This is a genomic window from Rhizobium sp. SRI_017, from assembly GCF_057586295.1.
Window position 1 is genome coordinate 367,571 of the sequence record NZ_JBYCZP010000001.1, and the last position, 21,683, is coordinate 389,253.

Here is a 21,683-nt window from a genome sequence, read left to right on the forward strand (position 1 = left end):
CATGGCCAAAACGGGCCCGCAGCTGGAATTGTTCGCCGATGTCATCATCGCATGCCCTGTTCAATGAAGCCCTCCTGCTGCTCGGCGGCGCCGTCATTGCGGCCCCGCTGTTCAAGCGGCTGGGCCTTGGCACGGTGCTGGGCTACATCGCAGCGGGGATTGTCATCGGCCCCGTCAGTCTGCTGATTGGTGGCGGCGAAGACATTCTCTCGGTCGCCGAACTCGGTGTGGTGCTGCTGCTCTTCATCATCGGACTGGAACTGAAACCGGCGCGACTCTGGCAAATGCGGCGGGACATTTTCGGGCTCGGCAGCTCGCAGGTCATCCTGTCGGGTGCGGTCTTGTCGGGGCTGGCCTACCTCTCCGGCCTGCTCCCCTGGCAGGGATCGCTGATCGCCGGCTTTGGCCTTGCGCTGTCCTCGACCGCCTTTGCCGTGCAGATCCTCGAAGATCGCAGCGACATGAACACGGCCTATGGCCAGCGTTCATTCTCGATCCTGCTGTTCCAGGATCTTGCCATCGTACCGCTTCTGGCGATGACCGCCTTTCTCGCGCCCGGCGCTGAGGCGTCGACGAGCTTCTCCTGGCAGGGAGTCGGGATTTCCGTCGGCGCGGTCGTGGGGCTGCTCCTGATCGGCAAGTATCTGCTCAACCCGCTCTTCCAGATCATCGGCAGAACCGGTGCGCGGGAAGCAATGATCGCAGCCGCCCTCTTCGTCGTCCTCGGTGCCGCGACCGTCATGGAAATTGCCGGCTTCTCGATGGCCATGGGTGCCTTCCTCGCCGGCATCATGCTTGCAGAGTCCTCTTATCGCCATGAACTCGAGGCCGATATCGAGCCTTTCCGCGGCATCCTGCTCGGCCTGTTCTTCATGGCGGTCGGCCTCTCTTTCGGTCTGGATGTCGTCCTGGAGAACTGGCTGGTGATCCTGCTTGCCGTACCGGCGGTCATGGCTGTGAAGGCAGCCATCATCTTCGCCCTGTGCCGGCTCACCGGTTCGAGCAAGTTCGACTCGCTGCAGCAGGCTTTCCTGCTGTCGCAGGGCGGCGAATTCGGCTTCGTGCTCTTCACCACGGCGACGGCCGCCGGTCTGTTCGACGCCTCGACGAGCTCCCTGCTGATCGCCATCGTCACCGTCACCATGGCGCTCACGCCCGTCGTCGCGATCCTGCCGCGCTATCTCGCACCGGCCGAGGAGAGCGAGGAACTCGACGAGGATTTCGAGGGTGCGCATGGCGCCGAGGTCTTCATGATCGGCTTTTCGCGCTTCGGCCAGATCGTCGCCCAGGTGCTGCTCGCCGGCGGCCGCTCGGTGACCGTGATCGACCAATCCGCCGACCGCATCCGCCAGGCCTCGCGCTTCGGCTTCCGCATCTATTTCGGCGACGGCACCCGCAAGGACGTCCTCGATTCAGCCGGTATCGCCAAGGCCAAGATCATCGCCGTCTGTACCAATCATCGTGACGTGACGGACCGGATCGTCGACCTCATCCAGGCGGAATATCCCGAGGCCCGTATCTATGCCCGTTCCTATGACCGCACGCATACGCTCACGCTCCGCCAGAAGGGTGTGGACTACGAGGTCCGCGAAACCATCGAATCAGCCCTGCTCTTCGGCCGCAAGACGCTCGAGGGACTCGGCATGGACGAGCACGATGCGACGGCTATCGCTGATGATATCCGCAAGCGAGACGAAGCGCGCCTACAACTACAAGCTGTGGAAGGCATTGCGGCCGGACGCGAGCTGATGATCAACCAGCCGATGCAGCCCGAGCCTCTCGTCAAGCCGCGCAAGGAGGCTGCAGAATAGGCGGCCAATTCGGCTAATTTCCCGAAATGTAACAAAATTTTCGGCTAATTAGCCGAAACTTAAGCAGGCATTAATGCTTACCATGTCAGATACTCGCGACTGAAATGACGGCGGGTGGCGGCTTCGGCCGACTTTCGCGTTACGGGCAAGATGCTGGGCGCCCGCAACGAGACGCAACCTGCTTCAGCGGCCCTCCAGCATGACATCCAGTTCAGACCGGAAGTGTTCGAGACTCCGATGAATGAGGCCGCGTCGTTCGACGCTATGCTGCAATGCAACCTGCTCGAGGTCTTCTGCGAGGCCCTCGGCGCAGCTATATTCGTGACCGACAAGCTCGACGAAATCAGCTTTGCCAGCATCCGGCTGCTCCATCTCTTCCAGATTCGCGAGTCCGCCATTGCACCCGGTGGCCGTGCCCGAGACCTCTATGGTGCACTCTACGATGCCGGCCTGCGCTTCGGCGACAACGAGCGCCCGGGCATCGCCGGCCGTGAGAACTGGATTGCCGAGCGCATCGCCTCTGCGTGGAAAGAGCGCGTTGACAAGATCGAGCAGGCAGGACCGGATCGCTGGATGCGCGTCGTCAGCCGCCGCTTCTCGTCCGGCCTCGGCTTCGTCGTCATCCAGGACGTGACGGAACAGAGGAAGAAGGAGATCCTGCTTCGCGCCGAGCAGGAGCGTGTGAAACTTACCGAGGATATTCTCGACACGCTGCCCGTCGCCGTCGCGGTCAAGGACCGCAATCTCAACTATGTCGCAGTCAATCAGGAATTCTGCAGGCTGATCGGTACGACCCAGGAAGCGATCCTTGGGCAGGGTACCTGGCAGGCGCTTTCACCGGAGCTTGCGGGTCGCGTTGAGCAGATGGACTGGCAGCTGCTCTCGAACGGCGAGCCGGGACTTGCCCATATCGTCCATACGCGGCCGGATAGCGAGACCTTCGCACTGGAGCGCCGCGCGCGGCGGCTCGGCAAACCGGGCAGTCACTACATCGCCGTCAGCCTGACCGAAGAGGCCAGGCGCGCCGAAGATCGTGGCGAAACCATCGACAGCTTCGAAGCCGTCCTGACGCCTGCGCCAGTTCCCCAAGCGTCAGATGCCAGGCCGAGCCGGAACGTGCTCTTCCTGACCGAGACGCAGCGGCACGATCAGGCCTTGAAGCTCGCGCTCCGCGCCCATGACACCGACCTCTGCTACATCAGAGACGTGCCGGAATTCGCCGCCTTCCTTCCAGCAGCGGACGCAGCCCATATCGCGATCGACCTCGTGATCATCGATCAGGATTTCGATCCGCTGGCCTTCAGTATCGCTGCCGCCAACCACCTGAACTTCCGCATGCTGCCGGAAGGCGCGACCGAGTCGCGAGCCCTGGCCGAGATCCTCAATGCCCTGCCGCAGCAGCGACAGTCGCTCGTGGCTCCCTCGATCGAGCCTCCGGATTCCGCGATCGACGAGCAGGCGGAAAGTCTCCCTGTGGAGCAGGCCTCAGGCTCGGCCGGTTTGGATGTCCTTGCGATCGAGGACAATCCGATCAACCGCATGGTGCTGGAGCAGATGCTGGGCAGCCTGTCGGTCAATTTCCGCATCGCCGGTTCAGCTGCCGAGGGCCTTGCCGATTGTGCCGAACATGCCCCGCGGCTCGTGTTGTCCGATACGACCCTGCCCGACATGTCCATCCATGATCTTGCCCTCGGCCTGCGGCGGATCGATCCGTCGGCTGTGCTGATTGCTCTCGTAGCCCGGGAGAGCGAGGAGCACCACAATCAGGCAAAGGCCGCAGGCTTCGACTACAGCCTGTCGAAACCGCTCAGCGCCGAAGCACTCGGCGCCCTCGTCCCCGATCTCCTGGCGGCTGAGACGAAGGGCCATGCCGGGCCGGCCGCCCCATCATGAGGAATGTTGCCGACGTGACAAATATCAGAAAATCCGGCAGCCAATTCTTAACGATTTACCCCCAGTCTCGAATGACATCGCCGCCATGAATGCAGAGATACCAACCATGATCGGCTCGACACCGGAGACGTTCCCCGCGAGTCACAACGAATTGCAGGCCATGGCCTATACCGACCCGCTGACCGGGCTCGGCAACAGGCACCGCCTGCGCGACAAGCTGCGCCAGCTGATCGCCGACCGTGCCGCCGATCCGGCTCCGTTTACGGTCGGTATCGGCAATCTCGACGGCTTCAAGCCCATCAACGACCTGTTCGGGCCCTCCGCCGGCGACCAGATCCTTTGCCAGGTCGCGCATCGTCTCAAGGCCTGCATTCCCGATGGCGCGACCGTCGTGCGCTGGGAGGGCGACGAATTCGCTTTCTTGCTGCCGCTGATCTTCGAGCGCCGCAGCGCCGAGAAGATGGGCGCCATGCTCAAGGAAGTGCTGTCGGCGCCCTACGATCTCGGCGACCGCAACGTCCGCCTTTCCGCCTCCTTCGGCTTCGCCATCCACCCCTTCGCCGGCGAAGGCTTCGATGAGCTGATCAAGAGCGCCGAGACCGCACTTTATCGCGCCAAGCGCCGCGGTCGCGGCCAGATCACCGTCTATTCGACGGAGATCGCCGAGCAGATGAAGCGTGCGACGCAACTCGAACAAGCGCTGCGCAACGCCATCATCGCCGACGAGGTCGACGTCCATTTTCAGCCGATCGTCAATCTCGCCAATGACACGGTCGTCGGCTTTGAGGCCTTGGCGCGCTGGATCGACAAGGATCTCGGCTTCGTCTCACCCGCGACCTTCGTGCCGCTGGCCGAGGAACGTGGCTTCATCGACTCGCTTTCGGAAACGCTGCTGCGCAAGGCGGCCGAGGCCGCTCTTTCCTGGCCCCGCGAACTCTTCCTGTCCTTCAATCTATCGTCCGCCCAGCTGATCGATCCGACGACAGCCTTCAACACCGTCGCCATCATCAACCGCACCGGCCTCGACCTGTCGCGCGTGGAACTGGAGATCACGGAAACGGCGATGATGACCGATCCGGTCACGGCCCAGAAGATCGTCAACGAGCTTCGCGCCGTCGGCATTCGTATCGCGCTCGACGATTTCGGCACCGGCCAGTCGAGCCTGTCGCGGCTGCGCGACTTCGCCTTCGACAAGGTCAAGATCGACCGCGCCTTCGTCTCGCGCATCACCTCGGACAGCGCCTCGGAACACATCGTCAAGGCGATCATCACCATGTGCGAAGGTCTCAATCTCGAAGTCGTCGCCGAAGGCATCGAGGACTTCGAGGAAGCGCTCAAGCTCAAGGCACTCGGCTGCGGCATGGGCCAGGGTTATTTCTACGGCAAGCCCGTGGATAGCGAGGCAACCCGCGCCTATATCAGCGAGAAATACATTGACCGCCTGCCGGCGGAACTGGCGCCCATCGCCGTCAGCGCCTAGGGCCTCGTAGAACCGAGGCCCGCGCCTGCTGACAGCTTCGACCTGTCACGCGGGGAACCGGACGCCCAAGTCAGCCGAATAGCGGGCATGGCGCACCCGTCAGATGAGCGACACATCGCTTTCTGAAACGAAAAAACCTTGAGATTTCTTGTTAGTCTACTCGTCGGCATCGCCCTCTTCTGGCTAGCCGTTTCCCTCGCCATTACCTGGAGCGCCAGGGAACATGCCGATGCCAAATTCGCCTGCGGCAGCGCCACAGCGCTGCTCGGTCTCTGGACCAGCCAGAGGATCATCGAGCATGTCGGCAGTGACGGCCGCGACGTCACCGTGCTGGTCTCCGGGGCTGGTTGGCTGAGCCGGCTGACGAAGAAGTCCCGCATCGATATCGGCATGGCGGCGTGGTGCCAGGTCAAGGCACTCGGCAAAGGCGGCAAAGTCACTATCCGCGGCAATCGCGGCGAAGACCTCGGCCAGGTCGTCGACGGCAAGTGGTCGAGCAAGCTCTTCGGCGAATGATCAGTCTCTGCGCGTCTCGAACCTGACCTGCTGCTCACCCGGCAACAGGCATTGGTGCCGGGCGGCTGGGCAAAGCCGGCGCCAAAACGACCAAGGGCCGCCGCATGCGCGGCAGCCCTTCATATCCGACCTTCGATTGCCCGGCTTTAGACGAGCGTCTCGTCCGGCAGTGCGACGATGAAGTCGGCACTGAAGTCGTCCGCGTCGACATTCTTGAGCACGATCGTGCCTTCGCCGCCGAAGCTGACGACGAGATTGCGGCCGTCCTGTTCCCAGGTCCCCGCGGCGATCAGATCGGCGCCGACTGCGATATAGTCGTTGCCCTTGTTGCCAAGATTGAAATCCTTGACGAAATCGGAGCTGCCGTCTTCTTCGAAGACGAAATAGTCGCTGCCGTGGCTGCCGATCAGGAGGTCATCTCCCTCGCCGCCGAGCAGGTAGTCGCTGCCCTTGTCGCCGTCGATCTTGTCCTCGCCGGCCAGGCCGACCAGCCAGTCGTCGCCGGTTGATCCCTTGATCCTATCGTCGCCTGTGAGAACCGCAGCAAGCACGGCATCGAGGCCGCCCGTATCAAAGGCTGTCTGGATGGCCGCAGCCTCCAGCTGCACCGCCTTGATCTCGAAGAGCTCTTTGCCGTCGGCATTGCTCAGCGAAATTTCGCGAACGATGCCTCCGGCAAGGCCGGTTTCCGTCCAGTCGAGATTCTTGCCGCTGAATTCGAGTTCGTTGCCCGATGGATCTTCGACCGTAACTTTGTCGCCGCGATCTCTCGTCACTGTCAGTTCGGACTCGTCGAGGCCATCCCACAATTCCTGAAAGGTGTCGATCGAAGCACCATATTTAATCCGGGACATACCTACCTCCATCTGGGTTAGTCGAGTGCTAATGCCATGACTCGATGTCGTTCGCGCGCCCGAATGTTTGAGAGCACTAAAATAGAATGAATCGAATCAGGTGCCTTCTAATGGCGGCCCGGAGGGGCGAGAATGGGGCAGCGCCCGCATATTCTCCGGAGGGTTGCGTGCTCTTTATCGACGCAATCGAATTTTCCCGCATATCTTGCGAAAGCGGAACAAGTATGGGTTCAGCGGGCGCTTCTGTTGTCAGTTCGCGGTAATCGGAAGCTCAGCGCCAAAGGCGACCGATCGGTCGCTGCGGGTTTCGAAATCCAGCGTCGCCTGGCCACCGGTCGCGCCACCACGATTGGAGAAATGTTTCTCGAATCGCACATGCCCGCTGACGCGAGCACAGGTATTCGTGCCCGGCAGCTTGGCGAAGCCCGGCCCGTAAGCATCGCAGGCGTCAGAGGACCGTTGCTGCTGTTCGAACTCATCGGCAACGACGGCGTCCTCGGCGCGCGCCATTGCGACCGTGGCGAACCACACAGCAAGACCCAGCGCAAGATATCGAAACCGCATTGCCGCCTCCAAAGCCCGAGATCGACCGAATAGGTCGGATCGAATTCAGGCGATATGATGATCCAATCCACTCGGTGCAAGATGCTCACGCCGTCCCCTGTGCGAGCAGCCAGTCGCGCACCTTGCGGGCGGGCGTGCTGAGCTCCCGCGAGCGCGGCCAAACAACATAAAAGTCAGTGCCCGTTTCGAAGACATGGTCGCTGACCGGCACCAACGCGCCCGACGCCATCTGGCGCTCTATCAGATGCTGCCAGCCGAGCGCCACACCCTCGCCGGCCAGCGCCGCCTGGATCACCAGCACATAGTCGTTGATCGTCAGCGGTCGCGATTGCGGGCGGTATAAGTGGCCGGCGCTCTCGAACCATTCCTTCCAGTCGCAGGCGACGCGCGCCGGCTCCTCGAGATGTATAAGTCTCAATTGTGCAAGCTCGTCGAATGTCTGTGGCATGCCGTGGCTCTCGATGAAGGCAGGACTTGCCACTGCATTGACCACTTCCGGCGCCAGCAGCGCCGCGTGATAGTTGGGCCAGGTGGCGGGATCGCCACCGCGGATGCCGAGCGGAATACCCTCTTCGTCGAGCTCGAGATCGCGCACCGAAGCATGGATCCGCAGGTCGATTTCCGGAAGATCCTCCCTAAGTTTCGGTATCCGCGGCAACACCCACATCGACGCAAAAGCCGAGGATGCCGAGAGCGTCACATTCGTCTCGCGGCCCTTCGCCCTGATCTGCTCGGCCGATTTCTGGATGCGAGCCAGGCCCGCGGAGACGTCGGCATGGAACCGCGCGCCGGTTTCGGTCAGCGCCACCGCGCGATGGCTGCGGTGGAAGAGCGGCACGCCGAGCTGGCCCTCCAGCGTCCTGACCGCATAGGAGACGGCAGCCTGTGTCATCGCGAGCTCCTCCGCCGCGCGGGAAAAATTCTCGTGCCGGCCGGCGGCTTCGAAGACGATCAAAGCAGAGGCGGAGGGGAGCAGTCGTTTCAGGGTTTGCATAAGGAGAATTTATATCTTCCCCCCAAATTTTGGAAGGATACAATGGGACAATTCACCGTTAGGCTGAACTCGACAGCGCAAGGAGTTCTCCGAATGGACGTCATCGACGCCGAAAACCCAGCCATCGAGGTCAGGACGCGCCGCGAGCGCGGCAAGCGCCGCGACCCGTCCGCCAAGCCGGTCGGTGTGCCCTATATCGTCAGGAACATCCCGCCTTACGACATTGTGAGCGAAGAGGGCATCGTCCGCATCGAGAAGACCGCGGAGCGCATCCTTGCCGAAATCGGCATCGAATTCCGCGACGATCCGGTCGCTATCGAGCACTGGAAGCGTGCCGGCGCCAAGGTCGATGGCCTCCTGGTCAAGTTCGAGCCCGGCATGCTGCAGGAGATCGTCAAGTCGGCGCCCTCGACCTTCACCCAGCATGCCCGCAATCCGGCCAACAGCGTCCAGATCGGTGGCAAGAATGTCGTCTTCGCACCGGCCTACGGTTCGCCCTTCGTCGCGGATCTCGACAAGGGCCGCCGCTACGGGACAATTGAGGATTTCCAAAACCTGATCAAGCTCGCGCAATCGAGCCCCTGGCTGCATCATTCCGGCGGCACGATCTGCGAGCCGGTGGATCTCCCGGTCAACAAGCGCCATCTCGACATGGTCTACAGCCATATCAAATACTCCGACCGCTGCTTCATGGGCTCGGTCACGCTGGAGAGCCGCGCCGAGGATTCGATCGACATGGCGCGCATCCTGTTCGGCCGCGATTTCGTCGACAACAACTGCGTCATCCTCGGCAACGTCAACGTCAACTCGCCGCTCGTCTGGGACGGCACGATGACCAATTCGCTGCGCGCCTATGCCCGCGCCAACCAGGCGGCGGTCATCGTTCCCTTCATTCTCGGCGGCGCCATGGGTCCGGTCACCAATGCCGGCGCGATTGCGCAAGCCTATGCCGAGACGCTGGCCGGCTGCGCGCTGACCCAGCTCGAACGCAAGGGCGCGCCGGTCATATTCGGCAACTTCCTGTCCTCGATGTCGCTGCGCTCCGGCTCGCCCACCTTCGGCACGCCGGAGCCGGCGATCGGTTCGATGGTGATCGGCCAGCTCGCCCGACGCCTCAACCTGCCGCTCCGCTGCGCCGGCAATTTCTCGAATTCCAAGCTGCCGGATGCGCAGGCGATGCAGGAGGGCGTGATGTCGATGCTGTCGGCCGTCCATTGCGGCGCCAACTTCATCCTCCATTCCGCCGGCTTCATCGACGGCCTACTGACCATGAGCTACGAGAAGTTCGTCATGGACACCGATTTCTGCGGCGCGCTGCATGCCTACTTGAAAGGCGTTCCCGTCGACGACAACGCACTCGCCATGGACGCCTTCGAGGAAGTCGGCCCCGGCAGCCATTTCCTCGGTTCACAGCATACGCTCCGTAACTATCAGACCGCGTTCTGGGATTCCGAGCTGTCGGACAACGAGCCCTATGAGAAATGGAGCGAGGAAGGCGGCTCAACGGACATGGCGACGCGAGCCAACAAGAAGTGGAAGAAGGTGCTGGGTGAGTATGAGGCGCCTGCACTGGATGTTGCGGTGGATGAGGAACTGCGCGATTTCATGGAGCGGAAGAAAACCGCAACGGCGGATGCCTGGCATTGAGGATCGCGACGCCTGAGTTTGTGGATTACCCCTCACCAAGCGCGCCCAAACATTCGCCTTCGGCTCATATGGGCTTGCTATCCTCTCCCACAAGGGGAGAGGTGGGTGCCACGCTTTCGGCCTCACTTGAGGCGCCGTGGGCCCCGCGAGTCTACCTCTCCCCTTGTGGGAGAGGATACGAAGGCCGGGTGAACGACGAGAACCCTTGGCCGAAGTTGGTGAGGGGTGAACCCTGTGACGAATTCATAACTCGAGCCTGATAATGACCGCTTCCAACGACCCCCTGCTCCAGCCCTACCGGCTCAAGCACCTCACCCTCAAAAACCGCATCATGTCCACCGCGCATGAGCCGGCCTATTCCGAGGACGGCATGCCGAAGGACCGCTATCGGCTCTATCACGTCGAAAAGGCCAAGGGCGGCATCGCCATGACCATGACGGCCGGTTCCGCCGCGATCTCGCGTGACTCGCCACCCGCTTTCGGCAACCTGCTCGCCTACAAGGACGAGATCGTCCCCTGGCTGAAGAAGCTCACCGACGACTGTCATGAGCATGACTGCAAGGTGATGATCCAGCTCACCCATCTCGGCCGCCGCACCGGCTGGAACAAGGGCGACTGGCTGCCCGTGCTCGCCCCCTCGCCCGTGCGCGAGCCGGCGCACCGCGCCTTCCCGAAGCAGATCGAGGACTGGGATATCGAGCGCATCGTGCAGGACTATGCCGATGCTGCGAGCCGCATGCAGGCCGCCGGCCTGGATGGCATCGAGTTCGAGGCCTATGGCCATCTGATGGACCAGTTCTGGTCGCCCGTCACCAATCACCGCGGCGACGAATATGGCGGCTCGCTCGACAATCGCATGCGGTTCTCCAACATGGTCGTCGATGCGGTGCGCAAATCGGTCGGCCCGGATTTCATCGTCGGCATCCGACTTGTCTGTGACGAGGATTGGGACATCGGCCTTTCCCGCGCCGAGGGCGTCGAGATCGCCAAGCGCTTCGTCGCCTCGGGCAAGATCGACTTTCTCAATGTCATCAAGGGCCATATCGATCACGATGCCGACCTCACGGGCGTCATCCCGATCCAGGGCATGGCCGCCTCGCCGCATCTCGATTTCGCCGGCGAGATCCGCGCCGAGACCAAGTTCCCGGTCTTCCATGCCGCCCGCATCGCCGACGTCGCCACCGCCCGCCACGCCATTGCCGAGGGCAAGCTCGACATGGTCGGCATGACCCGCGCCCATATCGCCGATCCGCATATCGTCGCCAAGATCACCTCCGGCCGCGAGGCTCAGATCCGCCCCTGCGTCGGCGCCACCTATTGCCTCGACCGCATCTATGAGGGCGGCGAGGCGCTCTGCATCCACAATGCCGCCACCGGCCGCGAAGCGCTGGTGCCGCAGGTCATCGCCAAGTCCGGCGGAGCCAAGCGCAAGGCCGTGGTCGTCGGCGCCGGCCCGGCGGGCCTCGAGGCGGCGCGTGTGCTGGCCGAGCGCGGCCATGCCGTCGAGGTGCTGGAAGCGATGGACGAGGCCGGCGGCCAGATCAACCTGCTCGCCCGCAATCCCCGCCGCAAGGAGATGATCGGCATTGTCGACTGGCGCGTCGCCGAGCTCGAACGGCTCGGCGTGCCCATCCACTACAATACTTATGCCGAAGCCGACGACATCCTGTCCCGCGATGCCGACCTCGTCGTCGTCGCCACCGGCGGCATGCCGCAGAACCCGGCGCTTTCGGAGGGCGACAACCTCGTCACCTCGAGCTGGGACATCATCGCCGGGACAGTCAAGCCCGAAGGCCCGGTCCTGCTGTTCGACGATAACGGCGCCCATGCCGGAATGACGGCCGCCGAACTGATCGCCAACCAAGGCGTCGAGCTGGAACTCGTCTCGCCCGAGCGCTTCTTCGCCCCCGAGATCGGCGGCATGAACCACGTGCCCTATGCGAAGGCCTTCGCGAAGCCGAATGTCCGCGTCACGATCAACACCCGCCTCCTCTCTGTCCGCCGCGACGGCAACGCGCTCGTCGCCGTGCTCGGCTCGGACTATGACCGCTCGATCCGGCAGGAGCGCCGCGTGGCGCAGGTGGTTGTGGAACATGCGACGGCAGCCAATGACGAACTCTATCACGCGCTGAAGCCGCTCTCCCGGAACCTCGGCGCGGTGGATTACAAGGCGCTGATCAACCGCAGCTGTCCCATCGAGGCGAAAAACCCGGGCGGACGCTTCGACCTCGTCCGGATCGGCGATGCGGTGGCAAGCCGCAACATCCATGCGGGGATTTATGACGCCCTGAGGATCTTCACGCTGGTGTGAGCTTCAGCTTTGCTGAAGCTCCCTTCAACAATTGTCATGCGATCTGGGCGAGAAATCAGGCTATCAAGGCGCATCTCATCCGGAAGGTGCCCATGAACTTTATCGAAACCCTCAGCCCGCAAGCCCGCCTCGCGCCGGAAAGCGGCATTGTCGAGATCTTCAACCATGCCCGCAATCGCGAGGGCCTGATCCCGCTCTGGGCCGGCGAGGGCGATACGCCGACGCCGCAATTCATCAGCGATGCCGCCGCCGCCTCGCTTGCCGCCGGCCACACCTTCTACACCTACAACCGCGGCATCCCGGATCTCCGCCGCGCGCTGTCGGACTACTATATCAGGCACTTCGGCAAAACGCTGCCATCGGAGCATTTCTACGTCGTCGGCTCGGGCATGCAGGCGATTAAGCTCTCGATCGAGGCGGTCTGCAAGCCGGGCGACGAGGCGGTCTATCTCTCCCCCGCCTGGCCGAATTTCGCCGCCGCCGTTGGCCTCGCCAGCGCGATACCGGTGCCGGTCGAACTCGACTTCACCGATGGCCGCTGGAGCCTCGACGCAGACAGGCTGGAAGCCGCGATCACGCCCAAGACGTCGGCGATCTTCATCAACTCACCCTCCAACCCCACCGGCTGGACCGCGACCGAAGACGACCTCAAGGCGATCCTCGACCTCGCCCGCAAGCACGGACTCTGGATCATCGCCGACGAGATCTACGCGCTCTATTATTTCAACGGCACCCGGGCGCCGTCCTTCCTCGATGTGATGGACGAAAGCGACCGCATTCTCTTCGTCAACTCCTTCTCGAAGAACTGGTCGATGACCGGCTGGCGCGTTGGCTGGATCGTCGCCCCACCGGCATTGGGTCAGGTCATCGAAAACCTCGTGCAATATTCGACCTCGGGCGTCGCCGAATTCATGCAGCGCGGGGGTATCGTGGCGCTCGACCAAGGCGACGCCCTGATCCGCGAGAATTACGAGAAGGCGCGCAAATCCCGCGACATCCTCTGCGACGCGCTGATCGCGACCAACCGCGTCGAGACGCTGAAACCCGACGGCGCACTCTACGCGTTCCTCAAGATCGATGGCATCAAGGACACGCGTGGCGCGGCCTTCGACATCGTCGACAGGACGGCGGTGGGGCTCGCGCCGGGAACGGCGTTTGGGCCGGGAGGCGCACCGTTTCTCCGGGCGTGTTTCCTGCGGGATCCGGCCAAGGTGCAGGCCGCGGCGGAGCGACTGGCAGAGTATGTGCGAGGTCTATGAACTTCTTAACCACCTCACACCCCATTCACCATCTGCACCGCCGCAATCCCCACGCCGATCATCACCAAATGGGTGATCTGCGCACCTTCCTGCCTGATGTAATAGACAAACCAAGCCCCACCGACGAGCATCAATGCGCCTAGCGCGACGAAGGCCAGCAGAGCGATGTTCGCATAGCCGATCGCCGTCGCCGGCAGCACAATGTCCAGGGCGCTACCAAGCAAGGCCACCGCGGCAATTCCCAGCAGCGCCACTGTCACTGTCTCAGCCACGAGCACGGTCGAATAGATCAACCGATGCCAGCGCGTCGATGTCACCCTCCTGCCGAGCAGCGGCGTCCGGATCGCCGGCTCCTGCTCGAACAGCTTCATGCCCATCAGCATGCCGATGGCGAAGACGCCGTTCTTGAAGGCGACGATGTTGTTGAGCAGACCGATAGCAAGCCAAAGGCCGAGCCCGGAGAGGACGGCGGCTTTGAGGACAAGGATGGTCATGGCATTTCCCTTTCGTTGGACCGCTTCACTGACGATCGGGAAGCGCCAGATGTGACAGGGCTGCATAAACCAACGAGACAATCACTCACGTTCCGCGAAAGCTTCGGCGGCCAAAATCGACTAAAATAGGCTCCCGCATGAGGCGGGCGATTCGGACGTGGAAGGGTGCGCGATGAAGGCGGTCATTCTGGCAGGCGGGCTCGGCTCGCGTCTGGCCGAGGAAACGCAGACACGCCCCAAGCCCATGGTGGAAATCGGCGGCCGGCCGATCCTCTGGCACGTCATGAAGATCTATTATGCCCACGGCATCCGCGATTTCGTGATCTGCTGCGGTTTCAAGGGCTATATGATCAAGGAATATTTCGCCAATTACAGCCTGCACATGTCTGACATCACCTTCGACCTGGCCGAGAACCGACTGGAATTCCATCGCCAGAATGCCGAGAAATGGCGGGTGACGCTGGTCGATACTGGCGAGAATTCGATGACTGGCGGCCGCCTCAAGCGCGTCGAGCCTTATCTCCGCGATGGCGAGGATTTCTGCTTCACCTATGGCGACGGCGTGTCCTCGACCGATATTTCCGCCACCATCGCCTTCCACAAGAAGCATGGCAAGCTCGCGACAGTGACAGCCGTCCGCCCGCCGGCCCGCTTCGGTGCCTTGCGCTTCGAGGGCGACGACGTGACCGGCTTCGTCGAGAAGCCGGAAGGCGAAGGCGGCTATATCAATGGCGGCTTTTTCGTGCTCAACCCTTCGGTGCTCGACCGGATCGAGGGCGACCCGACCTCTTTCGAAGGCGAGCCGCTGACCGGCCTGGCCGAGGAAGGCCAGCTCAAGGCCTGGTTTCATGACGGCTTCTGGCAACCGATGGATACGCTGCGCGACAAGATCCAGCTCGACAATCTCTGGGCGGCCGGCAACCCGCCCTGGAAGGTATGGTGACACAATGGGCTTCTGGCGTGGCAAACGCGTTCTTCTCACCGGTCACACCGGCTTCAAGGGCGCATGGCTGCATTTCTGGCTGAAGCAGCTCGGTGCCCATGTGCATGGCCTGTCTCTGGTCCCCAACACCACGCCCGCACTGTTCGATCTGCTTGCCAATGACGGCGCCCATCCCAAGGGCATCGCCGATATTCGTGATCGTCTCGCCGTCCAAGCAGTCGTACAGCAGGCCAGGCCCGAAATCGTCTTCCATCTCGCCGCCCAGCCGCTTGTGCGTGCCGGCTATCGCGAGCCGGTCGAGACCTTCGAGACCAATGTCCAGGGCACCGTGAACCTGCTTGACGCCCTGCGTGGCGCGCCGGATCTCCGCTCGGTCGTCATCGTCACCACCGACAAGGTCTATGAGAACCCGGAATGCGCCGTGCCCTTCTCAGAGGCCGATCCGCTCGGTGGGCATGACCCCTATTCCGCCTCGAAGGCCGCGGCAGACATTGTCACCGCCAGCTACCGCCGTTCCTACTTCCTGCCCCGCAGCGTGGGGCTCGCTTCGGCGCGCGCCGGCAATGTCATCGGCGGCGGCGACTGGGCGGCTGATCGCCTGATCCCGGATGCCGTCCGCGCGCTCACAGCCGGCAAGGTGCTGGAGATCCGCCGACCGGATGCCGTCCGCCCCTGGCAGCACGTGCTCGAGCCGCTGCATGGCTACATGCTTCTGGCCGAGGCGCTGTGGAACGAACCGGAACGCGGCCCGGCCTACAATTTCGGCCCCGATCCTCGCTCCACGGCCACGGTGCGCGAGATCCTCGAACTCTCCGGCGGCCACTATGACCTCTCCCGGGTCGACTGGGGCGACGGCAGCGACGGTCCGCATGAAGCCGGCCTGCTCACGCTCGACAGTTCCAAGGCATCCATCGAACTGGGCTTTTCGCCACGCATGTCACTGGCTGAGACCGTATCGCGGACGTGGAAGTGGTACCATGGACTCGCATCCGGCAAGTCGGCCTCCGACTTGTGCCTCGCAGACCTCATCGCTTATGAGGCCGGCCATCTCGACATGGCGCACAGGGCAAGCGCGTGATGCACGAGGTCATGCTTCGCAGCCCCCCCCTCTGTCCTGCCGGGCATCTCCCCCTCAAGGGGGGAGATTCGCACATGGCATGCGGATCACTACCTCGCAACCGGAGCAAGCCGAACACCCAACGTTTCGATATGTCAACGCGTGCGCTCCATCGGATCTCCCCCCTTGAGGGGGAGATGCCCGGCAGGGCAGAGGGGGGTAAGCTGCCTCTCCGCAGAGCCGTCGCATGACCACCCGTTTCGAAGTCATCGCCACCCCACTCGCCGGCCTCAAGATCCTCAAGCGAAAGCGCTTCGGCGACGATAGGGGCTATCTCACCCGCCTGTTCGACGCCGAGGAACTCGCCGCGATCGGCTGGCCCGGCGGCGTCGAACAGATCAATGAAACCGGCACCACCGCGCGAGGCACCGTCCGCGGCTTCCACTATCAGGCGCCCCCCTTCGCCGAGGCCAAGTTGATCACCGTCAGCCAAGGTGCCGTCCTCGACATCGCCGTGGATATCCGCAAGGGCTCGCCGACCTTCCTCCAGCACCACGCCGTCGAGCTCTCGGCCGACAGCGACCTCTCCTACTTCCTGCCCCAAGGTTTCGCCCACGGCTATCAGGCGCTGACCTCAGATGTCCGCATGGTCTACGTCCACTCGGCACCTTATCGCGCCGAGGCAGAAGCTGGTCTCAACATAGGCGATCCCAGGCTCGGCATCGCCTGGCCGCTACCGGTCGCAAACCTCTCCGCGCGCGACCAGGCCTTTGCGATGATCGGCGACCACTTCGAAGGAGTGACCCCATGAAATGCCGGCATTGCGGCAATGGCAGCTTCTGGCCGTTCCTGGACCTCGGCACCGCCCCGCCGTCGAATTCCTATGTCGCGCAGGAAGCCCTCTCCAAGCCCGAACTCTGGTATCCGCTCGTCATCCGCACCTGCGCCAAGTGCCTGCTGACCCAAACGGAAGACTTCGCCTCGCGCGAAACCTTCTTTTCCGAGAGCTACGCCTATTTCAGCTCGTTTTCGACCTCGTGGCTCAACCACGCCAAGTCCTATGTCGAGACCATGACTACGCGCTTCGGCCTCGGGCCGGATTCCCGCGTGATCGAAGTCGCCGCCAATGACGGCTATCTGCTGCAATATGTGAAAGCCAAGGGCATCCCCTGCCTCGGTGTCGAGCCGACCACCAGCACCGCCGAAGCCGCCCGCGCCAAAGGCATCGAGATAACAGAGGACTTCTTCGGCGCCGCCCTGGCCGAGGATCTTGTGGCGAAGGGCTGGCAGGCAGATCTCACGGCCGCCAACAACGTCCTCGCCCATGTCCCTGATATCAACGACTTCGTCTCCGGCTTTGCGCGCCTCCTGAAGCCCGAGGGCGTGGCGACATTCGAATTCCCGCATCTCCTCAACATGATCTGCGAGAACCAGTTCGATACGGCCTATCACGAGCACTATTCCTATCTCTCACTGATCTCGGTCGAGCGCATCTTCGCCGCGAATGGCCTCCGGGTTTTCGATGTCGAGACCACCCCGTGGCATGGCGGCAGCCTGCGCGTCTTCGCCTGCCGGGCGGATGCATTAACAAGGCCGGTGCAAGCATCGGTGGCTAGCATGCGGGCGACCGAGGAAAAGGCCGGCATGCGCGATCGTGCGTTCTACGAGGGCTTCCAGGCATCCGCCGAGCGGGTCCGGAACGATTTCGTCGAATATCTGATCCACTGCCGCAGGAAGGGTCTGAAAGTCGCCGCTTACGGAGCTGCCGCCAAGGGCAACACGCTCCTCAACTACGGCGGCGTCAAGCCCGACCTTATCGACTTTGTGGTGGACAAGAACCCGGCCAAGCAAGGCCAGTTCCTGCCCGGCAGCCGCATCCCGGTCGTTGATGAAGATCGGCTGAAAGCCGAGAAACCGGACAGGGTGGTGATACTGCCATGGAATATCGAGACCGAGATCAGGGCACAGCTTTCCTATATAACCGGCTGGGGTGGGAAGTTCGTAACGGCAGTGCCGAGTCTGAAAGAAAGCTGAGCGTGCTGCCAGCCGAGGATCTGCCGCCGCTCGACGCCGCGGCCATTTCCGAGACCGAGATCGAGGCGCCCAAACTCGGCGACGCCTGAAGAGCGCGCCATGTCCGAGCGGCCAAAACTCTCGATCTGCGTACCGTCCCGCAACCGGCAGGACTGCTTCAGGCAGACGATCCTTGACCTCATTGTAAATCCGCGCGCGGACATCGAATTCGTCATCGCTGACAATTCCGATGATCCCTCGATCATGGACGGCTTCATCGCCGGCCTCCGCGATATCAGAATTCGCTATCTTCCCTCTGCCGTCCGGCCGCTGTCGATGGCCGACAACTGGGAGCGCACGATTGCGGCGACATCGGGCGAGTGGGTCATCGTCATCGGTGACGACGATTATGTCGATCCTGACATCGTCGACCAGATCATCGAGATCGAAAGCCGCGATGCCGCAGTTGAGGCCATCGGCTGGAACCGTGTGCCCTTCCAATGGGTCAATGCGCGCAGCGATGAGAAGTCGATCCCCTTCTCGCTTATCAACCGCATCATGCGCCACAGCAAGGAGCAGCTCGAGCGCCGCCTGTTCGGCTGGGCGGCTGCGACCTACATGCCGCAATGCCCTTATGGCATCTATCACGGCGCCATCCCGCGCCGGACGCTCGACCGGATCGCCACGACCTTCTCCGGCCGTTTCTTCGAGCATCCGACCGTCGACTACGACTTCATGCACAAGCTCGTGTCGAGTTCCTCGAACTTCGCCTATATCAACCGCCCCATGTCGATCCTCGGCGTTGCGCCGGCAAGCAATTCGGCCGCCATTGGCGACACCGAGAAGCTGGACCGCGCCGTTGAAGCCCATCGCCGGGAATATGGCGACGCCTTCGAGGAGGCGACGCGCGCCGCCGGTTTCCCCTTCCGCATCAATTGCGGCGTCGCCGGCAACATCATGGCCGCGCAAGTCTGGTTCAAGCAGCGTTACGGCTTCGCCTATGACGGCTGGCAGGAGAATTTCGCCCGCGCCGCAACGCTTGAATGCGGCCTCTGGAGGGAACGCGACGGCTTCGACCGCCATGTCGCCGGCATCGAAGCAGCCTTCCGCGAATGGGAGGGCGGGCGCTATCTGCCGCTGTTCCAGCCGCGCTTCGTCGGTCCTGTCGAAGGTCCCACCTTCTGGGGCGTTCGCGACAATCATCTGCATATCAGCCAGGACATCGGCGGCTCCGAGACGCCGCGCGCCTTCTATCGCGTGCTGCAGGATATCCTGCCTGCCTTTGGCGATATGGAGCTCGCCCTATGACGGCGCCGGCGCTTTCCATCTGCGTACCCTCGCGCAACCGGCAACACACCTTCCTGCGAACGATCCGCGATCTGCTGTCCACGCAACGGCCGGATGTCGAATTCATCTTCACCGACAATTCCGACGACCCCTCGATCGTCGATGATTTCATGGATAGTATCGACGATCCCCGCATCCGCTACCTTCCCTCCGCCGATCGTACCTTGCCGATGCAGGACAATTGGGAGCGGACGATGCGGACCGCGACCGGCGACTGGATCATCTTCATCGGCGACGACGACTATGTCGACCCTGACGTCATCGACACGATAACAGCCGTGGCCGCACGCCGCCCTGAGGTCGATGCCATCGGCTGGGGCCGTCCGAGCTTCAAATGGCCGGACTTCCGCCCCTTCCCGGGCAATGCCTGCATCGCGCTCGGCAATACCGCCTATCTGGCCAGTCGACAGGAGCAGTTGCAGGCGCTGTTCCAGTGGGAGGGTGCCGCACCGATCCCGAAGATTTCCTTCTCCGCCTATCACGGCGCGGTGCGGCGCTCGGCCATGGAATGCATCCGCCAAAGCTTCTCGGACCGCTATTTCGAGCATCCCACGGTCGATTTCGATTGCTCAGCCAAACTTCTGCTGACTGGCCGCGAATTCGTCTATGTCGACCGGCCGTTCTCGGTGCTTGGCACCACGGCGGCCAGCAATTCCTCGGCCATGGGCCGCTTCACGCGCGTCAACGAGATCAATGCGGCGTTGAAGAGCGAGGATGGCCCTCGCTTCGATGTGGCTGGCTTCCCCTTCACCAGCCAGCTCGGCGTCGCCGGCTCGATCCTGGCGACCCTCAACTGGTTCACCATCCGCTACGGCCTGCCGATGGGCGGATGGGAGGAGAATTTCTTCCACGCGCTCGAGATGGATTGCGGCAAGGCGGAAGACCGCGAGAGCTTCGATCGCCACGTCGCCGCCTGCCGGGAGGCGATCGCCGGCTGGCAGGGCGGCCAGTGGCTCCGCGCCTTCAATCCCCGCTTCCTGCCCCGCGGCCGGGCTGCGGCCTTCACGGGCCTGATGGGCACCAATCTCTTTGTCGACGAGGGCATCGGCGGCTGCGCGACGCCGGCGGAGTTCTATGCGCTGATCCAGACATTGCTGCCACCGGTCGAGGCACTTCGATATGTGTTTGGCCCAGCGGCCGAGCAGTCGCCGGCCCAAGCGGCCTGAGCGCGCAGCATCTTCAGCCTCACGAAAGCGTATCCCAATAGGCTCCGGCCCAACGGAGCCATATGATGTCGTTTACGCCCACGCTTTCGATCTGCGTTCCCTCCCGCAACCGGCAAGTCTGGTTCCAGGAGACGATCCGTGCGCTCACATCGTCGCTCCGCACCGATGTCGAATTCGTCTTCGTCGACAATTCCGATGATCCCGCGATCATGAATGCCTTCATCGAGCCCTGGCTCGCCGATCCACGCGTCAAATATGTGCCGACGGGATCCGTGATCCGGCCGATGATGGACAATTGGGAAGCCGCCTTCGACAGCACGACCGGACGCTGGGTCGTGTTCATCGGCGACGACGACCATGTCGATCCGGAGCTCGCCGGCCTCATCATCAAGCTCGAGGAGAAGATCCCCGATGTCGAGGCGCTCGACTGGACGAAGCTCTATTACACCTGGCCCTATGAGGGCAAACCGGTCATTTCCAATCCGATCCACCTGAATTCGGAGATCCACGAGGTCCCCAAGTCGGCCCTGATGGAACGCGCCTTCCGCTGGGAACATGCCCGCGATGTGCTGGGCTGCGGCTTCGGCATCTATCACGGCGCGGTCAAGCGCGAGCTCATGGAGCGGGTCCGGGCGCTCACTGACCGGGACCGCTGGTTCGAGCACCCGATCATCGATTACGACAACATCTTCAAGGTCATCATGTATGGCAAGCGCTTTGCGCATTGCCGGCGCCCACTCTCGGTCATGGGTGTCTGCCCGGCCAGCAATTCGGCGGCGCTCGGCAATCCTGACGCACAGCGCGCCAAGCAGGAGAGCTTCGACAAGGAGCACAAGACGCCGGTCGACCAGATGCCCTGCTACGAGGACTTCCCGTTCCATTCGCGTCTGGGCCTCGTCTCCTGCATCATCATGGTGCAGCACTGGTTCGCCGAGCGCTACGGCCACCACTTCAGCGGCTACGAGGAGCGCTTCGTGAAGTCCTGCGCCATCGAATGCAGCAATATCCGCGACCGTGCCAAATACGAGATGGTCACGGAGGGTTACCGCAAGGCCATTTCAACCTGGAAGAACGGCCGTTGGCTGAAGGCCTTCAAGCCGACCTTCCAGGAGGCGGAGCCGAGCCAGACATTCTCCGGCCTGCTGCAGGATTCGATTTTCCTCACCGACGACCATGAGGGCTTTGCCACCGTGAAGTCGTTCTATGACGTCGCATCCGCCATGCTCGTTCCGATCACTGAGCTTTCCGTGGAGCCGGAGCGCTATCTCGTGGCCGATATACCGCGCAAACGTGCGTGACGTGGCTCGGCTAAAGCTTTGTTTGCAATTCTCATG

18 protein-coding genes are annotated in these 21,683 nt (G+C 62.7%); 14 read left to right on the forward strand and 4 right to left on the reverse strand.

Annotated features, from left to right (window positions below):
• The first annotated feature begins 38 nt into the window (after positions 1 to 38).
• The 4 genes from AC2YI2_RS01820 (at position 39) to AC2YI2_RS01835 (ending at position 5,700) form a co-directional block, all read left to right on the forward strand.
• Entirely contained in the window at positions 39 to 1,811 is a 1,773-nt protein-coding gene (locus AC2YI2_RS01820; protein ID WP_487384707.1) for a monovalent cation:proton antiporter-2 (CPA2) family protein, read from the forward strand.
• A 237-nt stretch (positions 1,812 to 2,048) separates the two neighbouring features.
• Positions 2,049 to 3,704 (forward strand): response regulator, encoded by a 1,656-nt coding sequence (locus AC2YI2_RS01825; RefSeq protein WP_487384708.1) that lies wholly within the window; start codon positions 2,049 to 2,051, stop codon positions 3,702 to 3,704.
• Between the two features lie 85 nt (positions 3,705 to 3,789).
• Positions 3,790 to 5,184, forward strand: a complete 1,395-nt coding sequence (locus tag AC2YI2_RS01830; RefSeq protein ID WP_487384709.1) for a putative bifunctional diguanylate cyclase/phosphodiesterase — start codon at positions 3,790 to 3,792, stop codon at positions 5,182 to 5,184.
• 138 nt (positions 5,185 to 5,322) lie between these two features.
• The gene (locus AC2YI2_RS01835; RefSeq protein ID WP_487384710.1) at positions 5,323 to 5,700 is read left to right on the forward strand and encodes a hypothetical protein; all 378 of its coding nucleotides are present in this window, start codon (positions 5,323 to 5,325) and stop codon (positions 5,698 to 5,700) included.
• Between the two features lie 146 nt (positions 5,701 to 5,846).
• Here AC2YI2_RS01835 and AC2YI2_RS01840 read toward each other — a convergent pair whose 3' ends face one another.
• From AC2YI2_RS01840 to AC2YI2_RS01850, 3 genes are all read right to left on the reverse strand, one after another.
• Entirely contained in the window at positions 5,847 to 6,554 is a 708-nt protein-coding gene (locus tag AC2YI2_RS01840; protein WP_487384711.1) for a calcium-binding protein, read from the reverse strand.
• A gap of 249 nt (positions 6,555 to 6,803) precedes the next feature.
• Positions 6,804 to 7,118, reverse strand: a complete 315-nt coding sequence (locus tag AC2YI2_RS01845; protein WP_487384712.1) for a porin — start codon at positions 7,116 to 7,118, stop codon at positions 6,804 to 6,806.
• A gap of 85 nt (positions 7,119 to 7,203) precedes the next feature.
• A complete protein-coding gene (locus tag AC2YI2_RS01850; RefSeq protein ID WP_487384713.1) occupies positions 7,204 to 8,112 on the reverse strand; it encodes a LysR substrate-binding domain-containing protein in 909 nt (302 codons plus the stop codon).
• Positions 8,113 to 8,205: 93 nt separating this feature from the next.
• On the opposite strand from AC2YI2_RS01850, the gene AC2YI2_RS01855 reads away from it, so the two are divergent.
• The 3 genes from AC2YI2_RS01855 (at position 8,206) to AC2YI2_RS01865 (ending at position 13,329) form a co-directional block, all read left to right on the forward strand.
• Positions 8,206 to 9,759, forward strand: coding sequence for a trimethylamine methyltransferase family protein (locus AC2YI2_RS01855; RefSeq protein ID WP_487384714.1), 1,554 nt, complete (start codon positions 8,206 to 8,208; stop codon positions 9,757 to 9,759).
• Between the two features lie 262 nt (positions 9,760 to 10,021).
• A complete protein-coding gene (locus AC2YI2_RS01860) occupies positions 10,022 to 12,070 on the forward strand; it encodes an oxidoreductase (RefSeq protein WP_487384715.1) in 2,049 nt (682 codons plus the stop codon).
• 92 nt (positions 12,071 to 12,162) lie between these two features.
• Positions 12,163 to 13,329 (forward strand): pyridoxal phosphate-dependent aminotransferase, encoded by a 1,167-nt coding sequence (locus tag AC2YI2_RS01865; protein ID WP_487384716.1) that lies wholly within the window; start codon positions 12,163 to 12,165, stop codon positions 13,327 to 13,329.
• A 14-nt stretch (positions 13,330 to 13,343) separates the two neighbouring features.
• Here AC2YI2_RS01865 and AC2YI2_RS01870 read toward each other — a convergent pair whose 3' ends face one another.
• On the reverse strand, positions 13,344 to 13,823 hold the full coding sequence (locus tag AC2YI2_RS01870) for a DUF2165 family protein (protein ID WP_487384717.1): 480 nt from the start codon (positions 13,821 to 13,823) through the stop codon (positions 13,344 to 13,346).
• 172 nt (positions 13,824 to 13,995) lie between these two features.
• On the opposite strand from AC2YI2_RS01870, the gene rfbF reads away from it, so the two are divergent.
• From rfbF to AC2YI2_RS01905, 7 genes are all read left to right on the forward strand, one after another.
• Complete coding sequence (gene rfbF, locus AC2YI2_RS01875) at positions 13,996 to 14,766, forward strand: glucose-1-phosphate cytidylyltransferase (RefSeq protein ID WP_487384718.1); 771 nt, start codon at positions 13,996 to 13,998, stop codon at positions 14,764 to 14,766.
• A 4-nt stretch (positions 14,767 to 14,770) separates the two neighbouring features.
• Complete coding sequence (rfbG, locus tag AC2YI2_RS01880) at positions 14,771 to 15,844, forward strand: CDP-glucose 4,6-dehydratase (protein ID WP_487384719.1); 1,074 nt, start codon at positions 14,771 to 14,773, stop codon at positions 15,842 to 15,844.
• 226 nt (positions 15,845 to 16,070) lie between these two features.
• On the forward strand, positions 16,071 to 16,634 hold the full coding sequence (locus tag AC2YI2_RS01885; protein ID WP_487384720.1) for a dTDP-4-dehydrorhamnose 3,5-epimerase family protein: 564 nt from the start codon (positions 16,071 to 16,073) through the stop codon (positions 16,632 to 16,634).
• Entirely contained in the window at positions 16,631 to 17,857 is a 1,227-nt protein-coding gene (locus tag AC2YI2_RS01890; RefSeq protein WP_487384721.1) for a methyltransferase domain-containing protein, read from the forward strand. The genes AC2YI2_RS01885 and AC2YI2_RS01890 overlap by 4 nt, the downstream gene beginning before the upstream one ends.
• Before the next feature lie 99 nt (positions 17,858 to 17,956).
• Positions 17,957 to 19,144 carry a glycosyltransferase family 2 protein gene (locus AC2YI2_RS01895; RefSeq protein WP_487384722.1) on the forward strand — a complete coding sequence of 396 codons (1,188 nt, stop codon included), beginning with the start codon at positions 17,957 to 17,959 and terminating at the stop codon, positions 19,142 to 19,144.
• Positions 19,141 to 20,349, forward strand: a complete 1,209-nt coding sequence (locus tag AC2YI2_RS01900) for a glycosyltransferase family 2 protein (protein WP_487384723.1) — start codon at positions 19,141 to 19,143, stop codon at positions 20,347 to 20,349. The genes AC2YI2_RS01895 and AC2YI2_RS01900 overlap by 4 nt, the downstream gene beginning before the upstream one ends.
• Positions 20,350 to 20,414: 65 nt before the next feature.
• Positions 20,415 to 21,647 carry a glycosyltransferase family 2 protein gene (locus tag AC2YI2_RS01905; RefSeq protein WP_487384724.1) on the forward strand — a complete coding sequence of 411 codons (1,233 nt, stop codon included), beginning with the start codon at positions 20,415 to 20,417 and terminating at the stop codon, positions 21,645 to 21,647.
• Positions 21,648 to 21,683: the final 36 nt, after the last annotated feature.